Annotated in this window: 22 protein-coding genes; 14 read left to right on the plus strand and 8 right to left on the minus strand. The window is 29.0% G+C overall.

Annotated features, from left to right (window positions below; all coding sequences use genetic code 11):
* Positions 1-16: 16 nt before the first annotated feature.
* From ACYU7A_RS03890 to ACYU7A_RS03910, 5 genes are all read left to right on the plus strand, one after another.
* Positions 17-559: a hypothetical protein gene (locus ACYU7A_RS03890; RefSeq protein ID WP_460574273.1), complete on the plus strand. Its 543-nt coding sequence runs from the start codon at positions 17-19 to the stop codon at positions 557-559.
* A gap of 229 nt (positions 560-788) precedes the next feature.
* Positions 789-1943 carry a glycosyltransferase family 4 protein gene (locus ACYU7A_RS03895; protein WP_460574274.1) on the plus strand — a complete coding sequence of 385 codons (1155 nt, stop codon included), beginning with the start codon at positions 789-791 and terminating at the stop codon, positions 1941-1943.
* Positions 1944-1945: 2 nt separating this feature from the next.
* Positions 1946-3238: an oligosaccharide flippase family protein gene (locus ACYU7A_RS03900; RefSeq protein ID WP_460574275.1), complete on the plus strand. Its 1293-nt coding sequence runs from the start codon at positions 1946-1948 to the stop codon at positions 3236-3238.
* Positions 3239-4051, plus strand: a complete 813-nt coding sequence (locus tag ACYU7A_RS03905; protein WP_460574276.1) for a glycosyltransferase family 2 protein — start codon at positions 3239-3241, stop codon at positions 4049-4051.
* Between the two features lie 251 nt (positions 4052-4302).
* Positions 4303-5328, plus strand: a complete 1026-nt coding sequence (locus tag ACYU7A_RS03910; RefSeq protein WP_460574277.1) for an O-antigen ligase family protein — start codon at positions 4303-4305, stop codon at positions 5326-5328.
* Here the strand turns inward: ACYU7A_RS03910 and wecB (ACYU7A_RS03915) are convergent.
* Positions 5291-6403 (minus strand): non-hydrolyzing UDP-N-acetylglucosamine 2-epimerase, encoded by a 1113-nt coding sequence (wecB, locus tag ACYU7A_RS03915; protein WP_460574278.1) that lies wholly within the window; start codon positions 6401-6403, stop codon positions 5291-5293. The genes ACYU7A_RS03910 and wecB (ACYU7A_RS03915) overlap by 38 nt on opposite strands.
* A gap of 75 nt (positions 6404-6478) precedes the next feature.
* Between wecB (ACYU7A_RS03915) and ACYU7A_RS03920 the strand changes: the two genes are divergently transcribed.
* From ACYU7A_RS03920 to ACYU7A_RS03940, 5 genes are all read left to right on the plus strand, one after another.
* Entirely contained in the window at positions 6479-7585 is a 1107-nt protein-coding gene (locus tag ACYU7A_RS03920) for a glycosyltransferase family 4 protein (protein ID WP_460574279.1), read from the plus strand.
* A 63-nt stretch (positions 7586-7648) separates the two neighbouring features.
* Positions 7649-8758: a DUF1972 domain-containing protein gene (locus tag ACYU7A_RS03925; RefSeq protein ID WP_460574280.1), complete on the plus strand. Its 1110-nt coding sequence runs from the start codon at positions 7649-7651 to the stop codon at positions 8756-8758.
* Positions 8718-10037, plus strand: coding sequence for an O-antigen ligase family protein (locus ACYU7A_RS03930; RefSeq protein ID WP_460574281.1), 1320 nt, complete (start codon positions 8718-8720; stop codon positions 10035-10037). Before ACYU7A_RS03925 ends, ACYU7A_RS03930 begins: the two co-directional genes overlap by 41 nt.
* On the plus strand, positions 10034-11017 hold the full coding sequence (locus ACYU7A_RS03935; RefSeq protein ID WP_298305063.1) for a UDP-glucuronic acid decarboxylase family protein: 984 nt from the start codon (positions 10034-10036) through the stop codon (positions 11015-11017). Before ACYU7A_RS03930 ends, ACYU7A_RS03935 begins: the two co-directional genes overlap by 4 nt.
* A 3-nt stretch (positions 11018-11020) precedes the next feature.
* Positions 11021-12388: an undecaprenyl-phosphate glucose phosphotransferase gene (locus tag ACYU7A_RS03940; RefSeq protein WP_460574282.1), complete on the plus strand. Its 1368-nt coding sequence runs from the start codon at positions 11021-11023 to the stop codon at positions 12386-12388.
* Here the strand turns inward: ACYU7A_RS03940 and ACYU7A_RS03945 are convergent.
* Genes ACYU7A_RS03945 through ACYU7A_RS03955 form a run of 3 tightly spaced genes read right to left on the minus strand, consistent with a single transcriptional unit; the run spans position 12385 to position 15972 of the window.
* A complete protein-coding gene (locus ACYU7A_RS03945; protein ID WP_460574283.1) occupies positions 12385-13569 on the minus strand; it encodes a glycosyltransferase family 4 protein in 1185 nt (394 codons plus the stop codon). The two genes, ACYU7A_RS03940 and ACYU7A_RS03945, sit on opposite strands and share 4 nt — an antisense overlap.
* The gene (gene wecB, locus ACYU7A_RS03950; RefSeq protein ID WP_460574284.1) at positions 13569-14654 is read right to left on the minus strand and encodes a non-hydrolyzing UDP-N-acetylglucosamine 2-epimerase; all 1086 of its coding nucleotides are present in this window, start codon (positions 14652-14654) and stop codon (positions 13569-13571) included. Before wecB (ACYU7A_RS03950) ends, ACYU7A_RS03945 begins: the two co-directional genes overlap by 1 nt.
* 4 nt (positions 14655-14658) lie before the next feature.
* Positions 14659-15972 carry a phenylacetate--CoA ligase family protein gene (locus tag ACYU7A_RS03955; protein WP_460574285.1) on the minus strand — a complete coding sequence of 438 codons (1314 nt, stop codon included), beginning with the start codon at positions 15970-15972 and terminating at the stop codon, positions 14659-14661.
* Positions 15973-16124: 152 nt separating this feature from the next.
* Between ACYU7A_RS03955 and purD the strand changes: the two genes are divergently transcribed.
* Positions 16125-17399 (plus strand): phosphoribosylamine--glycine ligase, encoded by a 1275-nt coding sequence (gene purD / locus ACYU7A_RS03960; protein ID WP_460574286.1) that lies wholly within the window; start codon positions 16125-16127, stop codon positions 17397-17399.
* Here purD and ACYU7A_RS03965 read toward each other — a convergent pair.
* On the minus strand, positions 17391-17621 hold the full coding sequence (locus ACYU7A_RS03965) for a DUF6341 family protein (protein ID WP_344815841.1): 231 nt from the start codon (positions 17619-17621) through the stop codon (positions 17391-17393). The genes purD and ACYU7A_RS03965 overlap by 9 nt on opposite strands.
* A 48-nt stretch (positions 17622-17669) precedes the next feature.
* Between ACYU7A_RS03965 and ACYU7A_RS03970 the strand changes: the two genes are divergently transcribed.
* Positions 17670-18599: a DUF6427 family protein gene (locus tag ACYU7A_RS03970; protein WP_460574287.1), complete on the plus strand. Its 930-nt coding sequence runs from the start codon at positions 17670-17672 to the stop codon at positions 18597-18599.
* Here the strand turns inward: ACYU7A_RS03970 and upp are convergent.
* On the minus strand, positions 18594-19247 hold the full coding sequence (gene upp, locus ACYU7A_RS03975; RefSeq protein WP_344815843.1) for a uracil phosphoribosyltransferase: 654 nt from the start codon (positions 19245-19247) through the stop codon (positions 18594-18596). The two genes, ACYU7A_RS03970 and upp, sit on opposite strands and share 6 nt — an antisense overlap.
* Before the next feature lie 67 nt (positions 19248-19314).
* Between upp and ACYU7A_RS03980 the strand changes: the two genes are divergently transcribed.
* Positions 19315-19920 carry a DUF4254 domain-containing protein gene (locus ACYU7A_RS03980; RefSeq protein WP_344815844.1) on the plus strand — a complete coding sequence of 202 codons (606 nt, stop codon included), beginning with the start codon at positions 19315-19317 and terminating at the stop codon, positions 19918-19920.
* A gap of 58 nt (positions 19921-19978) precedes the next feature.
* Positions 19979-20959, plus strand: coding sequence for a glycosyltransferase family 9 protein (locus tag ACYU7A_RS03985; protein ID WP_460574810.1), 981 nt, complete (start codon positions 19979-19981; stop codon positions 20957-20959).
* Here the strand turns inward: ACYU7A_RS03985 and ACYU7A_RS03990 are convergent.
* Positions 20949-21551, minus strand: a complete 603-nt coding sequence (locus tag ACYU7A_RS03990) for a hypothetical protein (protein WP_460574288.1) — start codon at positions 21549-21551, stop codon at positions 20949-20951. The genes ACYU7A_RS03985 and ACYU7A_RS03990 overlap by 11 nt on opposite strands.
* A 197-nt stretch (positions 21552-21748) precedes the next feature.
* Complete coding sequence (locus ACYU7A_RS03995; protein ID WP_460574289.1) at positions 21749-22804, minus strand: 2Fe-2S iron-sulfur cluster-binding protein; 1056 nt, start codon at positions 22802-22804, stop codon at positions 21749-21751.
* Between the last annotated feature and the right edge of the window lie 93 nt (positions 22805-22897).

Raw genomic sequence — 22897 nt, forward strand, 5'->3', positions numbered from 1 at the left:
TGCAAAAAATAAAAAAATGAAAGCAAGAGTAAAATTCCTATTAGTATTGGTGTCAATTTCAATTTTATCGTGTAAAAATGAAAAATCTGTTGATGATTTAAAAGTTGAAACACCTCAAGTGGTTGAGAGTAAAGTTAAAGTTACAATTGATATGGTAGTTAAGACAGACGACACTTTTCAATTATTTTATACTGAAGATGGAACATTAAATTTTAATGACAAATTTTCTGTAAGAACACCTGTAAAAGGAAGTGAAAACAGTCAAAAAGTTGTTTTTGAGTTACCAGAGGATGTGAAGTTTACTTTTTTGCGAATTGATATGGGAGAAAACAACAAACAAAGCGAAATAAAAATAAACAATTTTTTAGTCAATTACTTTGATAAAAAATGGGAAGCAAAAGGTAATTTGTTTTTTCAATTTTTTGGACCAAATGACCAAATGACTTTAAATTATGATTTATCAACATTAACACCAGTTGTTAAAGAAGGTGTTGTTTATGATCCAATACTATATCCAATGGAACCAGTTGGTGTTGAATTACAAAAATTATTAAAATAATTTTCACAATAGAATAGGTTAAAAAGTTATCTCAGCAAGATAACTTTTTCTTTTTTAAGAAACAATGATAACAATAATTATTAATTCTTTCAAGCATAGATAAAGGATATTATCAGTAAAAATAAAAGTATAAACTACAAAAAACAGCGATTTATTTACATTATAAAAAGAGTTAAATAAGTTTAAACGATTATAGTAAAAAGGACTTAAAAAGTAATATCAAAAAATAGTGAAATCAAATCTTACAATAGCTTTTCTAACTTCTACAGATCCAAATGATAAAAGATCATGGTCAGGAATTCATTATTGTATGTATAACTCCTTGAAAAATAATTTTGTAACCGTTGATGTTATTGGTCCAATCGATGGTTTTTTATTAAAATCAATAGGAATTGTAAATAAAATTTCTCGTTTTTTATTTAATAAAGGTTATAATCACAATAACTCCATCGTTAGAAGTTACCTTTTATCATTAACCATCAATAAGAGAATTAATAAAAAAAAATACGATATAATTTTTGCTCCAGCATCTTCTTCAGAAGTAGCATTTATAAAAACTAATGCAAAAATTATTTACCTTTCAGATTCTTCCTTTGGACAATTAAATGGTTATTATGATGTTTTTTCTAATTTATTTAAATTTTCTAGTAAAGAGTCTAATTACATAGAACAAAAAGCAATTGATAAATCAGATTATTTTATTTATCCTTCAAAATGGGCGGCAAATTATATTGTTCAAAATTATGGTGTTGATGAACAAAATGTAAGCGTTATTCCATTTGGTGCCAATATAAATAATGAAGATATTGTATATTTAGAAAAAGAAATTTCTAATAAAACACCAATAACATTACTTTTTTTAGGAGTCGAATGGTTAAGAAAAGGAGGCGATGTAGTATTTAAAACTTTTGAAATGTTACTAGAAAATGGATACGATATAAACTTAATTGTTTGTGGTTGTATTCCACCAGTTTCGCATCCTAAAATGACGGTTTACCCATTTTTGAATAAAAATAATAAAGAAGATTTTGCAACTTTTAATACCATACTTTCACAAACACACTTTTTGTTTTTACCAAGTAAAGCAGAATGTTTTGGCATAGTTTTTTGCGAAGCAAGTGCTTATGGAATCCCAAGTATAACGACAAATACTGGAGGAATACCTAATGCTGTTTATGATGGTATTAATGGTTATTGCTTAGATGTTAATGCAAGTCCAAAAGAATATTACAATACAATAGTTCAACTAATTGAAGATAAAGAAAAGTACAAAGCCTTAAGTAAATCATCAAGAGCGTTGTATTTAAATAAATTAAATTGGGAAAATTGGGCTAATGAAGTGGCCGAAATAATTTCCAAAATTAGTAATAATAACAAATCCTAGACTTGAACATTAAAACACTACTTCCATTAGATACTTCAAATATAAAATTCCTTTTGGGAAAAGGAGGTATTTCTTTTTTGTTTAGAATGTTCGGCATGGGGCTAAGTTTTTACATTATAGATTTAGTTTCTAATGCTTATAATGTAGATACTTATGGAAATTTTTCGCTTGTTCAATCAACGATTTTAGTATTAACCATGATTTTTACACTTGGTATTCAAAATGTATTAATCATAAATGTTGCTACTACAAATCCAGATGATTATTCGGCTCAATTAAATATTTTATTCAAAGCCATAAAGCTAATTTTGTTTACTTCAATAATTCCAATTATTGTAATTTACTTTTTTTCAAAATTTATAGCTTTAAATATATTTTCAAAGGAAATCTTACAACATGATTTCAAAAATATTGCTCTCTTTTTATTGCCTTTTTTGCTTCATGAAATTATACTATACTTTTTTATTGCGAGAAAAAAATTCATCAGCTTTGGGCTATTTATGTTTGTTTTACCAAACACTTTTTTTATTCTATTAGTACTAATTTGCAAAAAAATTCTAATACAAAATATAAATGTCACCTTGCTTTATGGCTTGTCTTTTTTAATAACTTTTTTAATAGAAATTATATACATATACAAGCCATTTAAAATTATAAGTAATGTTATTTCATATAAAGAGATTATCAAAAACGCTTTACCAATGATGACAAGTGGATTATTATTACTTCTATTGAATACAACAAATGTTTTTATGTTAGGAATAATGTCAACATCAAAAAGTGTTGGAATTTATAATGCATCATATAAAATTGGACTTTTAGTTTTACTTGTTCTAGCATCTGTAAATGTTATTATTGGTCCAAAAATTGCTGAACTCTTTCACAAAAATAAAATAGCTGAACTTAAAAAAATAATTCATCAATCAACATACTTTACAGCAATTATAACGTTACCAATAGTTTTATTTTTATTAGTTTTCAACAAAGATTTATTGGCAATTTTAGGAAGTAATTATCAAGAAGGATCAACCGTTTTGACAATAATAATTTTATCATCGTTTTTTAGTGCAATATCAGGAAACGTTGATCAAATTTTGAACATGTCAAACAATCAAAACACACTTTTAAGAATAAATTTGATTTGTTTAGTAATAAATATTCTACTTTGCTACATTTTAATACCAAAGTATAATATAGTAGGAGCCGCAATTGCAAGTACTTGTTCAACCGTCTTAATGAATCTAATTTGTAATATTTACATTAAAAAGAAATTAGGATTTTTTACCTTTTTTTAAATGAAAGTTGAGTTATCAGTTATAATAGTTAATTATAATGGGCAAATTTATTTTAAAGATTGCCTTGATTCGTTATACAATAAACTTGAAGGAATTTCATTTGAAATAATTGTTCTTGATAATAATTCTTCAGATAACAGCTGCTTATTTATAAAAGAAAATTATCCTCAAGTAATTTTAATTGAGTCAAAAGTAAATCATGGTTTCGGTAAAGGAAACAACGAAGCGGTCAAATATGCTAAAGGCGAATTTTTATTATTAATTAATAATGATACAATTGTTTTAGACAATTTATTACCAGTTTTAAATCACATAAAAAGCAATGCAAATATTGGTGTAATTGGCATAAACATGTTGAATAAGGAAAAAAAATACATTCCTGCTGCAGGCGTGTTTCCTAATTTCAACAATATGTTTCTAATGAAGAAACTTCTCCAAATAGATGATGAATTTGTTAATGGAAATTTTTCAAAATCAAGTTATAATGTAGATTGGCTTGGAGGCTCTTTCTTATTACTAACCAAAACCCTTTACGATGAAATAAACGGTTTTGATGAAGATTATTTTATGTACGTAGAAGATGTAGATTTTTGTAAAAAGATTGCAAATAAAGGACGCTTAAGAGTGTTTTTACCAAACTATAGTTATATTCATTTTGTAGGCTTCACAAAATCAAAAAACCCAATGCTAATCAAAGGCTATGAATTATATATTTCCAAACACTTTAATGGTTTAGAAAAACTAAAGGTGATGACGGCTTTGAAAATAAATAAGTTAGTAAAAAAAATAAAATCATCTCTGAATTTAGATTAATTTTGAATTCTCAAAAAACCTAAATGAAAATAAATTCCACTAAATTTTATAGCGGCTTGTTTGTAATTGTAATTTTATTGCAATTGTACTTGCCATCATTTAAGTTAAATATAATTTTTCAATTATTTTTATTGGCACTATTTTTCTTTTATGAAAAAATAAAAGTAAATATTGAGTTTTATAAAATTATTACACCACTTTTTCTTCTTTTTTTTATTGGATTTATAGGAGCAATTATCAATAATTTTGGAATGTTTAACATAATAAAAGACATTTCACATTTTTTAAAACCAATAACAGGTTTACTTATTGGATATTTGTTTTACAAGAAGATTGATAATTTAAAGACATTTACTAAAACAATTGTTTTAGTTGGATTTATTTCTGCAATAATTCATTTTATTATTGTTTTTGGTTTTAGTAAAACCAATACAGTTGCAGAAATAAGAGAATATGGGAAAGATAATTACTTAGAATTGTTTTCTTTTTTCTTTTTATCGTTTTACAAAAAACTAACAAAAGACAACTTATTTGATAATAAATTAAATTATAGAATAGTCTTTTGGGTTCTTTTATTATCGTGTATTTTGTACTTATCTAGAACAATGATGGTTTTGGCAATATTACTTTTATTATCAATCAATGGATATACTAAAATAACGACGAAAGGATTAAAAGTAATGGGAATATTTTTATTAGCCATTATTGGATTTTATGTTTTTTTACATAGTATAAAAATAGACAGAGGCAAACCAGGATTAGAAGCATTTTTATTTAAAGTAAAAATTGCTCCCGAAGAAATTTTTAAAACAAGAATAGATAGAGAAAACCATAAAGAATTATGGGATCACTGGCGTGGATATGAAGCAAAAAGAGCTTTCGATCTAATGACAGAATATCCAAGTAGTTTTGTTTTCGGAACAGGTTATGGTTCTTTAGTCAATCTAAAGTTTGAAGCACCACTTACAGGTGAAAATAAAGGAATGAAATTTATTTCTGAGCTTCACAACGGATTTGCCTATGTCTTTTATAAAACCGGAATTATTGGTTTAATAATTTATTTAAGTTTTTTAATTTCTTTATATAAAGTAATATATAAGAACTCTAATTACGCAACGGCTTTTATCTCTTCAATTGGAATTTTATATTTTTTTACAACACTAACCATTACAGGAATATACAATTCTAGAGATATAATTGTTTTTATTCTTGGAGCATTATTGTTTTTTAAAGATAAAATTAATTCATCAACAAAGCCTGCTTTATCTTCTCACTAGTAGTTCCATCACCATAAGGATTTGTTGCTTTTGAAATGGAATTATAATAGTCGTTGTTTTCTAATAATTTCTTTGTTTCTGAAACAATTTTCTCTTTGTCTGAACCTACTAAAATTGCTGTTCCTGCATCAACACCTTCCATTCTTTCTGTAACGTATCTTAAAACCAAAACAGGTTTCCCTAAACTTGGAGCTTCTTCTTGAATACCACCAGAATCGGTTAGTATTATATTACTTTTACTCATCATCCAAATAAGATCAGGATAATCAAGAGGTGAGATTAATTTTATGTTTTTAGCAATTAGTTTTTTATAAGCAATATCCTTAACATTAGGGTTAAGGTGAACAGGATATACAATTTCAACACTTTCTGAATACGTTGAAGAAATTTCAAGTAAAGCATCACAAATATCTTCAAATGGTTCTCCAAAATTTTCTCTTCGATGGCACGTAACTAATAGTATCTTTTTTGAAAAATCTATAAAATTATACTTTTCAACAAATTGATTTTCTATCATTTTTACTTTTTCTAATCCTAAAAGCAAAGCGTCTATAACGGTATTCCCAACAACGAAAACATTTTTATTGATATTCTCTTTTATTAAACTTTCTTTAGAATTTTCAGTAGGGCAAAAGTGAAAAGATGCTAAGTTTGAAGTCAAAACCCTATTCATTTCTTCTGGAAACGGCGAGTGCATATCATTACTTCTTAATCCGGCCTCGATGTGTACAATTTTAATTTTCTGATAAAAAGCAGCAATTGACGATGCTAAAACTGTTGTAGTATCGCCTTGAACAAAAACATAATCAAAATGCTCTTTTAATAAAATTTCATCTGTAATACGCGAAATCAAATCGGCAGTTAACTGATGAAGAGTTTGATTAGGCTTCATGATGTTCAAATCATAATCAACATTAATATTAAAAAAATGTAAAACTTGATCTAACATTTCTCTATGTTGAGCTGTAACAGCAACTTTTACATCAAATAATTCATCATTAGAAAAACATTGAATTAGCGGAGCCATTTTTATAGCCTCTGGTCGAGTTCCAAATAGGAATAGTATTTTTTTCATTATTAGAATAATCCTAATTTTAAGAAGTGTAAAACTACTAATAAAAACTATATTTGCAACTCTTAATTTGCTAAAATGAAAGTGCTTTTTCAATCTCGAACCAATTTATTTGATGCTCCAGGTGGCGACATGGTTCAAATGTTAAAAACGAAGGAATTTCTTGAAAAACTTGGTGTAACCGTTGATGTTTCATTAGAATTTGAACCAGACTTAAAAGATTATGATTTAGTTCATCTATTTAACTTAATGGAGCCTCAAGACATTTATCGTCAAATGGTAAATGCCAAAAAGCAAAATAAAAAAATTGCTTTATCAACAATTTATGGTCTTTATACCGAATTTGAAAGGAAAGCACGTGGTGGAATTTTTCAAAAGGTAGCCAATTTTCTCTCTCCATATCAGATAAATTATTTAAAAACATTAATAAAACACTATTTTGAAAAACGTTTTCACAAAGGAGTTTTCAAAATGATTTATAAAGGATATTATGGCTTAATGAAAGAGATTGTTGATAACACTTCTGTTTTTTTACCTAATTCAGTTTCCGAAATGAACAGAGTTGCAACTGAATTTAATCTTAAAAACTATAATTTTGTTTCAATTCCAAATGCAATTGATAAATCGGTTTTTACAGATAGCGATACTGAAAAGCCAAATAAATATTCAGAATTCAAAGATTGTATACTTTGTGCGGCCAGAATAGAAGGAAGGAAATCAACATTAAATTTAGTAAAAGCAGTGAAAGGAACTAATTATAAGTTAGTTCTAGTAGGTAAAGAATCACAAAATCAAAAAAAATATGTTGAACAAGTTCATGAAGAAGCTGGAGACAACGTAACTTTTTTAGGTGCAATTTCACATGATGATTTACGAGATTTATACAAAGTTGCTAGAGTACATGTATTAGCAAGTTGGATGGAAACACCAGGATTATCATCTTTAGAAGCTGCCGCAATGGGATGCAATATAGTTGTTACCAAAAAAGGAGACACCTATGACTATTTTGAAGATTATGCATTTTATTGTGAACCAGATGATGTAGATTCGATTAAAAGAGCAATTGATAAAGCTTACAATTCAACATTCAATCCAAAACTAAAGGAAAAAATACTCACTGATTATATTTGGGAAAAAACCGCACAAGAAACCTTGAAAGGATATGAATTAATATTAAAACATTAGTTTTTATAATTTTTTAAAACAACAAAATTCCCTATTTTTGCTCTCAGAAAAAGAAATCACTTCATGAAAATTGCCATTCTCGGAACTCGTGGAATTCCAAATCATTACGGAGGTTTTGAACAATTTGCTGAATTTTTTTCGGTTTATCTTGTAGAAAAAGGACATGAAGTATATTGCTATAACTCGCATAATCACAAGTTTCAAGAAAAAACTTTTCATGGAGTAAATATCATTCACCAAAATGATCCAGAACATAAATTTGGAACGTTTGGGCAGTTTATTTATGACTACAATTGCATCATGGATTCTCGCAAAAGAGATTTTGATATTATCCTTCAATTAGGTTATACCAGTAATTCAATTTGGTTTTTTCTTCTTCCAAAAAAGCCAATCATTATTACAAATATGGACGGTTTAGAGTGGAAAAGGACTAAGTATTCTAAACCGGTTCAACAATTTTTAAAATTTGCCGAAAGACTTGCAGCAAATTCAAGTGATTATTTAGTTTCAGATTCTATTGGAATTGAAAAATTTTTAAAAGAAAAATACAAAAAAGAATCAACCTACATTGCCTATGGAGCTTATCCGTTTGATTCACCTAATGAAGATTTTCTAAAAGAATATAATGTTGAAAAACAAAATTTCAACATGATTATGGCACGTTTTGAACCAGAAAACAATCTTGATATGGTTCTCGAAGGTGTTGCTCAATCCAACGATAAAACACCAATTTTAGTCATAGGAAAACACGAAACAAAATATGGTGAATACCTAAAAAATAAATTTAAAAGTCATGATAATATTAGATTTCTAGGAGGAATTTATAATCTTGAGCATTTAAATAATCTTCGTTATTTTTCAAAATTATATTTTCATGGTCATTCTGTTGGCGGAACCAATCCATCACTTTTAGAAGCTATGGCTTCGCAATCATTAGTTATTGCCCACAATAATGATTTCAATAAAGGGATTTTGAAAGAAAATGGAATCTATTTTTCTAATCCTTCTGAAGTAAAAAATATTTTAGAATCTGTCAAAAAAATTGATAACTTGCAGAAAGTTCAAAATAACTATCAAGCTATAATTAAAGATTTTAATTGGGAGAAAATAAATGGTCAATATTTACAACTTTTTGAAGAGTGTTATTCAAGACATAAAACAAGAAAGCAATAATAATAGTTCTTTTATTTTCACCTTAGTATTACTTGTTACTATTCCATTTTCATTAGCCTTAAACAATATTGCATTAATACTATTAATTTTATCGGTTCTTATAAATTTCAATAAGACCAATTTTAATATAAATCTACTTTTTTTCTTTCCAATAGTATTGTTTTTGTGGATGTCTGTATCCTATTTTTGGAGTATTGATAAACATGAAACGTTAAAAGCTATTCCAAAAGGAATTACTTTACTTCTACTTCCATTGGTGTTCATGAAAGTACAAATTTCCAAAACAGAAAAAGAAAAACTTTTGAAATATTATAGCTTTTCAATGGTATTGATTGTAGTTTTTTTCCTTTTAAGAGCAATATTTAGATATTTAATAAGTCAAGACACACGGAGCTTTTTCTACCATGGAGAAAACAATGATGATTATGGATTAGTACCTAATCTATTAAATGCAATTCATGTTTCAGTTTTTGTTGCATTAGCTTTTTTTTATTTTTTCACAAAAGAAATTAAATCTAAAATTGATATTGCACTCTCATTACTTCTCGCAGGATTTATTATTTTACTTTCTTCCAAAAATATAATTCTAGTTGTTGTTGTTTTAATTTTAGTTTACTTTTTCTACTATTCAAAAGCATCTAACAAAATGAGACTAAGAAATCTTATAATTTTTGGAGGGATTATTGTGATTGGACTGTCTTTTGGCAAAATTAAACAACGTTTTCAAGAGGAGTTTAGAAATAATGCACCAAATAGTATAAGCACAAATGTTTCAGCAACTTTTGAGAATGGTGTGCACAACGTTAGTATCTATGAAGCATGGAACAATGAAAAATTTTCTCCAAATGATTACTTTCCAGGAACTGCTTTAAGAGTTTATCAAGCAAGAATGTTTTTGGAACTTTTAAAAGAAGAATCAATTTTCCTTAAAGGATTTGGTTTAAATGCTTCCGAAATTAAATTATTAGAAAAAGAAAAGAAATATAATCTACATAATGGATACGGAAGATTTAACTTTCACAATCAATACATCCAGAATTTTGCCGAAATTGGCGTGGTTGGATGGCTACTTTTAGTCATTATGCTGTTTCAAATATTAAAAAAAGCAATAAATAACAAAGATTTTATGCATTTTTCTTTTGCAGTTCTAATGATAAGTTTATTTTTGACAGAATCTTTTCTTTGCAGGCAAAGAGGCGTTGTATTTTTTACATTATTATTTTGTATTTTCAATTCAATAAGCCCCAAAGAATCAATTAATATAGAAACAAAATTATGAAAAGAATATTAATAACAGGAGCGGCAGGTTTTTTAGGATCACATCTTTGTGATCGTTTTATCAAAGAAGGATACTTTGTTATCGGAATGGATAACCTGATTACAGGAGATTTAAAAAACATTGAACATTTATTCAAACTTGAAAACTTTGAATTTTACCATCACGATGTAACTAAATTCGTTCATGTTCCTGGAAAACTAGATTATATTCTTCATTTTGCATCTCCTGCATCACCAATTGATTACTTAAAAATTCCTATTCAAACACTTAAAGTTGGATCTTTAGGAACTCATAATCTTTTAGGATTAGCGAGAGTAAAAAAAGCTAGAATTCTTATTGCATCTACTTCAGAGATATATGGAGATCCTTTAGTTCATCCACAAACAGAAGAATATTATGGAAATGTAAACACCATTGGTCCAAGAGGTGTTTATGATGAAGCGAAACGTTTTCAGGAATCAATAACAATGGCTTACCATACTTTTCATGGTGTGGAAACAAGAATAGTTAGAATTTTTAACACTTATGGACCAAGAATGCGACTAAACGATGGACGTGTAATTCCAGCTTTTATCGGACAAGCTTTACGTGGTGAAGATTTAACTATTTTTGGTGACGGAAGTCAAACACGATCTTTTTGCTATGTTACCGACCAAGTTGAAGGAATTTTCAGACTATTACATTCAGATTATATTTATCCTGTGAATATTGGTAATCCAGATGAAATCACAATTAAAGATTTTGCTGATGAGATTATTAAACTAACTGGAACTGAACAAAAAGTTGTTTATCATCCATTACCAATAAACGATCCTCTACAACGTCAACCAGACACTACTAAAGCTAGAGAAATTCTAGGTTGGGAAGCTAAAGTAAACAGAGAAGAAGGTATGAAATTAACGTATGATTATTTCAAATCTTTATCATCGGAAGAATTACTAAAAGAAGAACACAAAGATTTCAAAGGTTACATCCATTAAAATATGGTTGCACAGCAAACAGGTAGATATTCAAAATATATTAGACCAATAAGTATCACAATAGATATTTTGGTCATCACCATATTAAGTTTATATTTCTTTAGAGATTTAAATCTTAATATGGTATATTATATCGCATATCAAACACTTGCTTGGATATTCATTGCCTTTTTACTCAAGTTTTATGAGGTATATAGGTTTACAACTCCGGTAGAAATTATATCTAAAATATTTAAACAATTTAGTTTATTTCTATTAGTTGTAATTGCTTTTTTTCCTTTTGCAAAAACAGTAATTTTCAGCGGAAAAGCAATTGCAATTATGACAACTATCAGTTTTGTTATTATTGCAGGAATTAAATACTTCTTGTTTTTTTACCTAAAAAAATACAGAATTACCACCAAAAATAATTTCAGAAATGCAATTATAATAGGATATACTCCAGAGGCAATTCGACTTAAAGAAGTTTTTGATAATCGATTAGATTATGGATATCGTTTTCAAGGATATTTTTCAGATAAAAAACAGAATCCTGAGGTAAAAGGTAGAGTAGACGACATTAAGAATTTTGTTATAGATCAAAAAATAGATGAAATTTATTGTTCTCTAAATGAGATTTCTAATGAAAAATTGAAAGAATTAGTTGAGTTTTCTGACGAAAACAATAAAACAATAAAATTTATTCCTGATACAAAAGAGATATTTTCTAAAAACATGAGAATTGATTATTATGAGCTTTTCCCTGTTTTATCGCTTCAAAAAACCCAACTTCATAACCCAACAATAAAAGGGATTAAAAGAGGATTTGACATTATTTTTTCTTTTTTGGTTATCGTTCTCATCCTTTCTTGGTTAATGCCTTTAATTGCAATTTTAATTAAATTAGAATCTAAAGGACCTATTTTCTTCAAACAAGGAAGACCAGGTTTAGATGAAAACGAATTTTTTTGCTATAAATTTCGTTCCATGCAAGTCAATGAAACAACTGAAAAAGAAGCTTCCAAAAACGACCCTAGAGTTACTAAAATGGGACGATTTATGCGTAAAACCAGTATTGATGAATTACCACAATTTTTCAATGTATTACTTGGCGATATGTCGGTTGTTGGACCAAGACCGCACTTGTGGTCACAGAATAAATCGTATGCAAGTAAGGTGAAAAAATATATGGTTCGTCACTATGTGAAACCAGGTATAACAGGACTTGCTCAAGTAAAAGGATATCGTGGTGAAATTGAAACCGATGAAGACATGATAAACCGTATCAAATTTGACGTTTTCTACATTGAAAATTGGTCAATAGTAATGGATATCAAAATCATTTTTCAAACTGTTGTAAACATTTTTAAAGGTGAAGATAAAGCTTACTAAAACACCTCTTTTTCAATTAAATAATTCATTTGATTGTCTAAATTGAAATTGATTTCTGATTTAATAAAGATGCTCTTTTTCATTTCGAATAATTCTGATTTACTCATCTTCGAAATCTTTTGAATTTCATGATTTAATTGCTCATAATTCTCTACAGATGCAATCCAACCCATATTGTTTTCTTCAACAATAGTTTCGCCTTCTCCACCTCCAAAGTATAAAATAGGAAATCCAAGTGCACCATATTCGAAAATCTTTGAAGGAACAGAACCATAAATTCGAACTTTTAATGGAACAATAGCAATATCAAAAGTTTTTAATTTTTCGTGTAAATCATTACGTTCCATCATGCCGTGAAAGAAGATATTTTTCCCTTTTTCAGAGGATAGTAAAGCTTCGATTTGACTTTTTTCAGCACCATCACCAAATAGGTGTAATTCAATATTTAAGCCGTTTAAGTTGATTTTTTCACACATTTCTAAAACACCTTGCGCAATTCCTAAAAGACCGGCATAAAATATTTTTATAGGCTGATTTTTTTCAAACTTTAAATCAAATTCTTCAACTTTATGATCTGGAAAATTGCGATATAAATAACATTTTTTTTCAGGTAATAATGATTTTACGTGAGTAATAATTTCGTTAGATTGACCAATTATTAAAGTTGCTTTTTTATAAATAAATCGTTCTAAAAACAAAGAGAATTTATGTGAAAAAGAGCCTTCTTTCAACGCTTTCAATTCAATTGCTGCCAATGGCCAAAGATCTGAAATGTTGAGAATTATCTTTTTATTTTTCAACGACAGTACAAAAACAGAGATAAAAGAAAGTAATAAAGGCGGAGATTGAACCACCACTTTTTTAGGAGTCTTTTTAAATAGTAAATAGAAAAACAAACTCAACGAAAAAGACAAAACAGAAATTATTCGAACAACCAAATTTTTGCTCACACTCGGATAAATCCAAAGACGTTTTACAGCAATATTATCTCGATTTTCTGTAACTGAAAACTTTCCTTTATATTCAGGAAACAATTCACCTTTTGGATAATTTCCAAGCGGACAAATTACAGAAACTTTATAATTATTTTGATGCAACTTCAAAGCCAACTGTTCAATTCTATTGGCAGCAGCACCTTTTTCAGGCGGATAATAATTAGATATAATTAGAATTTCTTCCATTATTTTGAAAGCAAAATATCAATAATTCTCTCTGATGCTTTTCCGTCCCAAAGCTCAGGAATCCCTCTTTTCGACAAACCATTTTTTAGAAATTTACTAAATTCTATAGTCAAATTTTCTATTGAAATTCCAACTAAATTATTAGTGCCAATTTCAATAGTTTCTGGTCTTTCGGTTGTGGTTCGCATAGTAAAACATGGAATTCCTAAAACCGTAGTTTCCTCAGAAATTCCACCAGAATCGGTAATCACAGCAAAACTGTTTTTTATCAAATACATAAAATTCAAATAGCCTTGTGGCTCAACAAATAATATGTTTTTCAAATTCAAATTGGTTTCACCTAAAATTGCTTTCGTTCGCGGATGAATTGGAAAGATTATTTTTTTATCTCCAACCATTTTATCAATTCCTTCCAATAAATTGATTAATGATTTTTCTTCATCAACATTGGATGGACGATGTAAGGTTAAAATGATATAATTTCCAGTTTCTAAACAGAATTCATCCCAAAAACTCGGAGCGGAAATTCGATTTAAATTCTGATGTAAAGTATCAATCATTACATTTCCAACAAAATGTACATTAGAAGAATCAACTCCATTTTTCAATAAATTTTCAGATGCAGATTTTGACGTTGTAAAGAAATAATCCGTAATACTATCGGTAACAATTCGGTTAATTTCTTCAGGCATTGTCATATCTCCAGAACGAATTCCGGCTTCCACATGAGCGACTTTTATGTTCATTTTCTTAGCTACAATAGCACAAGCCATAGTCGAATTGACATCACCAACAACCAAAACCAAATCACAAGGATTTTGAGTTAATTCTTTTTCAAAAGCTACCATTATTGCACCAGTTTGCTCTGCTTGTGAACCACTTTTTACTTCCAAATTTACATTTGGATGCGGAATATTCAACTCCTCAAAAAAAGTATCACTCAAATTTTTATCATAATGTTGACCTGTGTGAACTAATCTATAAGAAATAGTTTTTCCTTCAGATTGCTGTTTTTCAATCGCTTTTATAATGGGTGCGATTTTAATAAAATTAGGTCTTGCGCCTGCGATTATGGTTATTTTCATATTGTTATTTCATCAATGAAACAAATTGTTTCAACTTACCACTTTTACTTCGTGTTAATTTTTCTTTCCTAATAAAGCTAAAGTTCAAACCACTTTCTAAATAGGTAGTAATTGCTTTTTCAATATCGCGAATTTGACTTTCGGTTAATGCATTTTCACTTACATATTCCACTTCAAAAGTATCGATTTTTGTTTGTTTAATCACAAATTCTTTTACATTTCCGTCGTCTTCAATAATACTTTTGGTTACGTAGTAAAATGTTAATCCTGGTGATTTTTTTCCACTTGGTAAAATAGCAATATCGTTGGTTCGACCAATCAGTTTCTTTAAAATTGGTTTTTTGAAGGTGCTTTTCTCATCAAGAATTCCAACATCTCCAATATCATATCGAATGAATGGATGCGCTTTGTTATACAATGAAGTAATTACAATTCGACCTTCTTTTCCGTTGGGAAGAACGTTATCATTTTCATCTAAAATTTCTACAAATAAGGTTTCAGAATTTACTTGCCATTCATCATTTGGATTTTGAAAAGCAATCAAATCCAATTCTGAAGCCCCATATTCGTTGATAACTGGAACTCCAAATTGTTTTTCCATCAATAGTTTATCTTCTTCAAATAACATTTCGGAAGTAACAACACAACATTTTAAACTAGGACAAACTGATGTTAATACAATGTTTTTCTTTTGAAGAAATTTTGCAAATAAAACGATGGAAGAAGTATAACCATTAATGTAATCAAACTTTTTATTCTGAAATTTCAGCAATACTTTTTCAAGAATTTTATCTGATAAATCAAAAATGGTGAATCGATAACTGTTTTTCAAAACATCTTTTAATCGTTCTTTCTTATTTCCAATAAAATCTAAAGGAATTCCATAAAATCTTGCTTGTTTAGACGAATTAAAATCAATTCCAAACCATCCAAATCGATTGATAATATTTGACCAAGTTAAGGCATGACAAAATTTATCTTTCGCGAAAATAAACGGATCGCCACTTGAACCAGAAGTTTTATTGACGTAAACATTTTTAATTTTAAATCCATTTGAAAGTCTTTCAGATAAAGGTTTCTGAAATTCTTTTTTAGTCATTATTGGAAGTTTATGCCAATTTTTAATCTCAGATTTCCCAACAAATTCTTGATATGATTCGTTGTTTTTTAAATGGTAGTCAACAATTTCTTTTCGTTTTAGATTAATATAATTTTCATATTCAGCATCAGAAATGGCTTGAATTTTTTCAAATTCAGCAATTGCTTCCTTCATCGGAAAACCGTTTGCCTTGAGTGATAAATTGAAAATGTTGAACACAAAAAATCTATTTTGTTCAAAAATACTAAAAACAAAAACTTTTCTATCAATTAGCTTTAAATTCTTTTGAAAACAAACTATTTTTGCATGACAATTTACCCTGAGCTAGTTTATACTGAGTATATCGAAGTAAAGGGCTAACTACACACACAATGACAATTTTACTACTTGGTTCAGGTGGACGCGAACACGCTTTAGCATGGAAAATGTTACAATCAGACAAATGTTCTAAACTTTTTGTAGCGCCAGGAAACGCTGGAACATCTCAAATTGCCACAAATGTTTCTTTAAATATTTTAGATTTTGATGCGATAAAAACATTTGCTTTAGCAGAAAAAGTGAGCATGGTTGTTGTTGGCCCTGAAGACCCATTGGTTCATGGAATTTATGATTTCTTCAAAAACGACGCTGATTTAAATCAAATTCCTGTGATTGGACCATCAAAAGTGGGAGCGCAATTAGAAGGAAGTAAAGAATTTGCTAAAGAATTTCTTATCAAACATAAAATTCCAACTGCAGCTTATGATAGTTTTACCAAAGAAACAGTTGAAAAAGGGTGTCATTTTTTAGAAACATTACAACCGCCATACGTTCTTAAAGCGGATGGTTTGGCTGCTGGAAAAGGTGTTTTGATTATTCAAGATTTGGAAGAAGCCAAAACTGAATTAAGAAACATGTTGGTTCATGAAAAATTTGGAACAGCAAGTGCAAAAGTCGTGATTGAAGAATTTCTTGACGGAATTGAATTAAGTTGTTTTGTTTTAACCGACGGAAAAAATTATAAAATTCTTCCAACAGCGAAAGATTACAAAAGAATTGGTGAAGGTGACACAGGTTTAAATACTGGTGGAATGGGAGCAGTTTCTCCAGTTCCATTTGCAGATGCAGTTTTGTTAGAAAAAATTGAGACACGAATTGTAAAACCAACAATCGCAGGTTTGCAAAGCGACGGAATTGAATATAAAGGTTTCGTTTTCATTGGACTGATTAATGTGAAAGGAGAACCAATTGTTATTGAATACAATGTAAGAATGGGCGATCCAGAAACGGAAGTTGTAATTCCGAGGTTGAAATCGGATTTGGTGGAACTTTTTCAAGCGGTTGGAAATCAAACATTAGATCAAGTTTCTTTAGAAATCGACGACAGAAGTGCCACAACAATTATGGTAGTTTCTGGCGGATATCCTGAAGATTATGGGAAAGGTTTTGAAATTTCTGGTTTAGAAAACATCGAAGATTCGATTGCTTTTCATGCCGGAACAAAATTAGAAAACGGAAAAGTTGTTACCAATGGAGGTCGAGTTATTGCCATTACTTCATTTGGCGAAAGCTTTCAAGAAGCCATAAAAAAATCTTATCAAAACATAGACAAGCTACATTTTGATAAGATGTATTTTAGAAAAGATATCGGTTTCGACTTACTTTAAGAAAGAGTGAGCCGTTGTATCTTGGTTTTCTTCGTTGTTTTTTTGGTGAGCAGCCAATTGTTTGCACCAGTATACAATGTATTTAGCACAAATTGCCATTAATGTCCAGCTAACGATATTAGCCAACCACCAATTATCTAACTCTAATGCACGTAACCAATCTAGTGGTTTAAATAAAAAATCTACAAAAAGTGATTGTATTGCTTCGAAAAATGCTTTCATTTTTAAACAAGTGTTATATTTACATCCACAAAAGTATAAAATATCCTCATGATAACAAGCGTTTTTAAAAAATCTACACCAATTAATTATTCTTTTATAGGAATTTTGATGGTTTTTGTCTTTTTTACCTACCAGTTGCAGGATACAAAATGGACAAGTTCGTTATTTGAAATTGCAAAAAAGGCGGCTTTATTATTGATTTTATTTGCATCACTTTTTATATCAAATTTTATTGTTAAGAAAAACGCATTAACAAAGGATAGTGCTTATACTATTTTATTTTTCTTTATTTTTTTAATGTTTTTCCCGAATGTTTTAGATAATTACAAACTAATTGTATCAAATTTTTTCATTTTATTAGCGATGAGAAGATTGGTTTCTTTGCAAACATTGAAAGCCCCAAAAGAAAAAATATTTGATGCTTCGTTATGGATTTTTGTAGCTAGTTTATTCCATTTTTGGGCAATACTTTTTATTTTATTGGTTTACATCTCCATAATTTTTCACGTTTCAAGAGATTATAGAAATTGGTTAATTCCTTTTGTAGCCCTTTTCAGTTCATCAATAATCTTTGTTTTTTATGCTTTACTATTTGATAAAGGAGCTATTGATGTTTATCTTCAATCGGAAGTAATAAATTTGCAGGTAGATTATTTTACTAATAATTATCAAAATATTGCTTTTTCTATTTATGCAGTATTCGCTGTTTTTTTTGTTTTACCTTATCTGTTTACCTTAACAAACAAGCCACTAAATTTACAAGCTTCCTATAAAAAAGTGTTGTTAGCTTTTTTTATTGGTATAGCAATTTTCTTTATCTCAGCAAATAAAAGTAATGAAGTATTGGTTTACACGTTTTTACCAATGGCTATAATGGCGACAAACACGGTAGAATATTTACAGAATAAAATTCAACAAGAAATTATTTTGTTCGTATCAATTATTTGTGGAGTATTCTGTTTCTTTTCGCAGTTATAATTTACTTCCGTAAGCTAAATCACCTGCATCTCCAAGTCCTGGAATAATGTAATTTTTCTCGTTTAGTTTTTCATCAAGAGCGGCAACCCATAGATGACAATTGTTAGGAAGATTTTCTTCAAGATAAGCAATTCCTTCTGGCGCAGCAATGACGACAGCAAGGTGAATTTCTTTTGGTTTTTGTTCCAAATGCAGTTTGTTTAAAACAGCAACAATAGATTGACCTGTTGCCAACATGGGATCAATTAGAATTAAGTTTTTATTTTCAAAGGATGGCGCCGCTTGATATTCTACTAAAATTTCAAAATAATCATCGTTATTTGGATGATGACGATAAGCAGAAACAAAACCATTTTCGGCATTATCAAAAATATTCATAAAACCTGTATGCAATGCCAATCCTGCACGAAGAATAGAACATAAAACGACATTGTCTGCAATAGTTGTAGTGTGTTTTACGCCAAGAGGAGTTTGAACATCAATTGATTTATATTCTAAAGTTTTACTCAATTCATACGCCATAATTTCTCCAATACGTTCAATATTTTTTCTGAAACGCATGCTGTCTTTTTGAATGTTGACATCACGAATTTCTGCCAAAAAATGATTAAGAATACTATTGTTTTCAGAGATGTAATGAATTTGCATAAAAGTAAAAAATTTGTATGTTTACGTAAAAGTATAAAAACTATCTTTGCAAATAAAATTAATCATTATGTTTTCAAAATTTGCCTATTCTATATTTGAACAAAGTATCAAGGATTATCACGTTTACGACAATGTAAACCAACCTATTAACAATCCGTATCCAAAGGAAAAAATAGAACATTTACTTTATTTTAAAAACTGGATTGACACGGTTCAATGGCATTATGAAGACATTATTCGTGATCCAAATATCGATCCTGTTGCAGCATTAACTTTGAAAAGAAAAATCGACGCTTCTAATCAAGAACGTACCGACATGGTAGAATATATTGACAGTTATTTTCTTCAAAAATATGCTCATGTTGAAGTAAAACCAACAGCTAAAATCAATTCAGAATCGCCTGCTTGGACGATTGATAGATTGTCAATTTTAGCTTTAAAAATTTATCACATGAACGAAGAAGCAACTCGTGCTGAAGCTTCACAAGAACACAGAGATAAATGTCAAGAAAAACTGAACGTACTTTTAGAGCAAAGAACCGATTTGTCAACAGCAATCGACGATTTATTGACTGATATTGAAAATGGTGACAAATTCATGAAAGTGTACAAACAAATGAAAATGTACAATGACGATGATTTGAATCCGGTTTTGTATCAGAATAAAAAATAATTTCCGACAAACTTTGTCACATAAAATAAAACATATAGCTGTCATTCGACTCTCTGCAATGGGAGATGTCGCGATGACAGTTCCTGTTATTTTAGCATTAGTCAATCAGTATCCAGAAGTTAAAATAACGATGGTTTCTCGCCCATTTTTCAAACCCATTTTTGAAAATATACCTAATGTAACTTTTTTATCAGTTCATACCAATCACCAACACAAAGGAATATTTGGATTGTATAGATTATACAAAGAAATTAAACACCAAAACGTTGAACAAGTTGCCGATTTACACAACGTTTTGCGTTCAAAAGTTATTAGATTTTTATTTGCTTTAAGCGGAAAAAAAGTAGCTTATACTGATAAAGGAAGAAAAGAGAAAAAAGAATTAACACGTGCAGAAAATAAAATTTTCAAGCCATTAAAATCAATGTTTGAAAGACATATTGATACTTTTAAACAGTTAGGTTATGATATAGATTTAAGCAACCCTGTTTTTTTGAGACAAATGGATATTCCTTTGAAAGCACAAAAAATTATTGGGAATAAAAGTCAAAAGTGGATAGGAATAGCACCTTTTGCTCATTACCAAAGTAAAACCTATCCAATGGATTTGATGAGAGAAGTTATTAGTAAATTATCTGAAAATCCAAACTTAAAAATCCTTCTTTTTGGTGGAGGAAAAAAGGAAATGGAACTATTAGAAGAGTTTTCAAATGAAAATGTAATAAATTTTGCTGGGAAAATATCTTTTGATGATGAATTACATCTGATTTCAAATTTAGATTTAATGGTATCGATGGACAGTGGAAACGCACATCTGGCAGCCATGTTTGGCATAAAAACCATCACGCTTTGGGGCGCAACACATCCGTTTGCTGGTTTTTTACCATTCAATCAACCTTTAGAAAATTGCTTGACTTCCGATAGAAATCAATATCCATTATTACCAACTTCTGTGTATGGAAATAAAAAAGTTGCTGGTTATGAAGACGTGATGCGAAGTATTTCTGTGGAAAGTGTTATTGAGAAGATTATTTTTTAACGTATTTTATTATTTTTTTGAGTTCTTCAACATTATCTGTATAACTTTCAATTTGACCTACATTTTCTAAAGTAAAACTCAGTAAGGCTTCATTAGGTTCTAAAATTCTATTTTGTTTTTTGGCTTTAATATTGTTATAAATGTAGAAAGGTGTTTTTAATAATCCCCAAGGAAAACCCCACCATCCAAATAATGCAGTTGAAATAATAGATTCTTGATTTTTTTTATCTAAACAATCTGGGCAACCTAGAATTGATTCTTTTCTGAAAGTTGAAAACAAAACAAAACTTTTTACAGTATGCATTATTGTACCATTAAGTTTAGATGTTTTATCTCCACATAGAGGACAAGGCAAATCTCTCAGTTTTTTTGAAAGTTCATTAATTTCTTCAATTGAATATTCTTTATTTTGTGCTTTTACACCATCGAGAATATTTAAATTTAGATTTCTTTTTTTTAATTCATCTTCAATAATTTCAATAACTCCGGGTCTTAAACCGCTAGCTTTTTGAGTTGCAATATAAATTAATTCTGAATCTGTTTTTTTAGAATAATTATTTGCGATATCTTTTAAATCATATCCGTAACTCATATTATTTTTATGTTTAGATTTTAATTATTACTTTAAGTATCAACTTTAACTCAAGAATAAAACAGATTTACTCAACAAATATCCAAAACACATCTTTTCAAATTAGAAATCATTCAAAATCTGTGAATCTGTGGCAAAAACGCATAAGTTAATTTAAGCACAATCTTTATAACTGAAATCTGAACAATCCCAACTAACTACACATCATCAAAATCAACAAATATCTCACTACTCGTTGGATGCGCTTGACAAGTTAAAATTAAACCACTTTCAACTTCTTTATCAGTTAAAATGGAGTTCTTTTTCATTTCGGCTGTACCTTTTGAAATTCGCGCTAAACAACTGCTGCATATTCCTCCTTGACAAGAATAAGGAGCATCGATGCCTTGTTTTAAAGCTGCTTCCAATAAAGTTTGCTTTTGGCTCATTTCAAAAGTTGTTTCTTCGTCGTCAACTAAAACTGTGATTTTGGTATGACCATTTTCAGAAGTTGCAATTTCTTTTTCTGCTGAAGTTGATGTTGAAAATAATTCAAATTTGATGTTTTTATCAGCAACATTATGTTCTTTTAAAACATTGGAAACCAAATTAATCATCTCCTCTGGACCACATAAATAGAATTTTGAGAATTCTTTTTCTTTGTGTTTGTTGTTCAAAACAAAGTTTACGTTGGCTTTGTCAATTCGACCAAAAAGTTCATTTTCAACCTTAATTTGAGTGTACGCAAAATGAACAAAAAATCTTCCTACATATTGTTGTTGCAAATCGTGTAATTCTTGATGAAATATGGTTTCGTCAGTGTTTTTATTTCCGTAAACTAAAACAAAAGTGCTGTCTTTTTCGTTATGCAAAACCGATTTTAGAATAGACATCACTGGCGTAATTCCACTTCCTGCAACGAAAGCTGCGTAGTTTCTTTGTCTGCCAACTTGTGGTTCAAAAGTAAATTTACCTTCAGGTTGACCCACTTCTATAATATCGCCAACTTTCAAATTATCGTTTGCAAATTTTGAAAAATGACCGTTTTTTACTGACTTAATAGCAATGCGCAATTCACCACTTTCTGGTGAAGAACAGATAGAATAGGCACGACGTATTTCTTGTCCGTCAAGTGTAAGTTTTAGATTAATATATTGACCTGCAATAAATTGGTAAGCCGATTGTAATTCAGAAGGAACATTAAAAACTACAGAAACTGCGCTTGGCGTTTCACGTTTTACTTCTTTGATTTGTAATTTATAGAATTGTGACATTGTAAGTAATTTTTACAAAGGTAATAAATAGCAATTATTTACTTTTATTTAAAATTTGAAATGTTTGTAACAAATTTTTAAATTCATCATCTA

Source organism: Flavobacterium koreense (assembly GCF_054776075.1).

What these genes read in the sequence shown, in the direction of transcription:
- ACYU7A_RS03985 (WP_460574810.1), top strand. Translation starts at nt 19,979, where the DNA reads ATGGGAGATGTCGCGATGACAGTTCCTGTTATTTTAGCATTAGTCAAT.
- wecB (WP_460574278.1), bottom strand. Translation starts at nt 6,403, where the DNA reads ATGAAAAAAATACTATTCCTATTTGGAACTCGACCAGAGGCTATAAAA.
- ACYU7A_RS03910 (WP_460574277.1), top strand. Translation starts at nt 4,303, where the DNA reads ATGTTTAACATAATAAAAGACATTTCACATTTTTTAAAACCAATAACA.
- ACYU7A_RS03935 (WP_298305063.1), top strand. Translation starts at nt 10,034, where the DNA reads ATGAAAAGAATATTAATAACAGGAGCGGCAGGTTTTTTAGGATCACAT.
- ACYU7A_RS03925 (WP_460574280.1), top strand. Translation starts at nt 7,649, where the DNA reads ATGAAAATTGCCATTCTCGGAACTCGTGGAATTCCAAATCATTACGGA.
- ACYU7A_RS03965 (WP_344815841.1), bottom strand. Translation starts at nt 17,621, where the DNA reads ATGAAAGCATTTTTCGAAGCAATACAATCACTTTTTGTAGATTTTTTA.
- ACYU7A_RS03970 (WP_460574287.1), top strand. Translation starts at nt 17,670, where the DNA reads ATGATAACAAGCGTTTTTAAAAAATCTACACCAATTAATTATTCTTTT.
- wecB (WP_460574284.1), bottom strand. Translation starts at nt 14,654, where the DNA reads ATGAAAATAACCATAATCGCAGGCGCAAGACCTAATTTTATTAAAATC.
- upp (WP_344815843.1), bottom strand. Translation starts at nt 19,247, where the DNA reads ATGCAAATTCATTACATCTCTGAAAACAATAGTATTCTTAATCATTTT.
- ACYU7A_RS03980 (WP_344815844.1), top strand. Translation starts at nt 19,315, where the DNA reads ATGTTTTCAAAATTTGCCTATTCTATATTTGAACAAAGTATCAAGGAT.
- ACYU7A_RS03995 (WP_460574289.1), bottom strand. Translation starts at nt 22,804, where the DNA reads ATGTCACAATTCTATAAATTACAAATCAAAGAAGTAAAACGTGAAACG.
- ACYU7A_RS03890 (WP_460574273.1), top strand. Translation starts at nt 17, where the DNA reads ATGAAAGCAAGAGTAAAATTCCTATTAGTATTGGTGTCAATTTCAATT.
- ACYU7A_RS03920 (WP_460574279.1), top strand. Translation starts at nt 6,479, where the DNA reads ATGAAAGTGCTTTTTCAATCTCGAACCAATTTATTTGATGCTCCAGGT.
- ACYU7A_RS03940 (WP_460574282.1), top strand. Translation starts at nt 11,021, where the DNA reads ATGGTTGCACAGCAAACAGGTAGATATTCAAAATATATTAGACCAATA.
- ACYU7A_RS03905 (WP_460574276.1), top strand. Translation starts at nt 3,239, where the DNA reads ATGAAAGTTGAGTTATCAGTTATAATAGTTAATTATAATGGGCAAATT.
- ACYU7A_RS03945 (WP_460574283.1), bottom strand. Translation starts at nt 13,569, where the DNA reads ATGGAAGAAATTCTAATTATATCTAATTATTATCCGCCTGAAAAAGGT.
- ACYU7A_RS03990 (WP_460574288.1), bottom strand. Translation starts at nt 21,551, where the DNA reads ATGAGTTACGGATATGATTTAAAAGATATCGCAAATAATTATTCTAAA.
- purD (WP_460574286.1), top strand. Translation starts at nt 16,125, where the DNA reads ATGACAATTTTACTACTTGGTTCAGGTGGACGCGAACACGCTTTAGCA.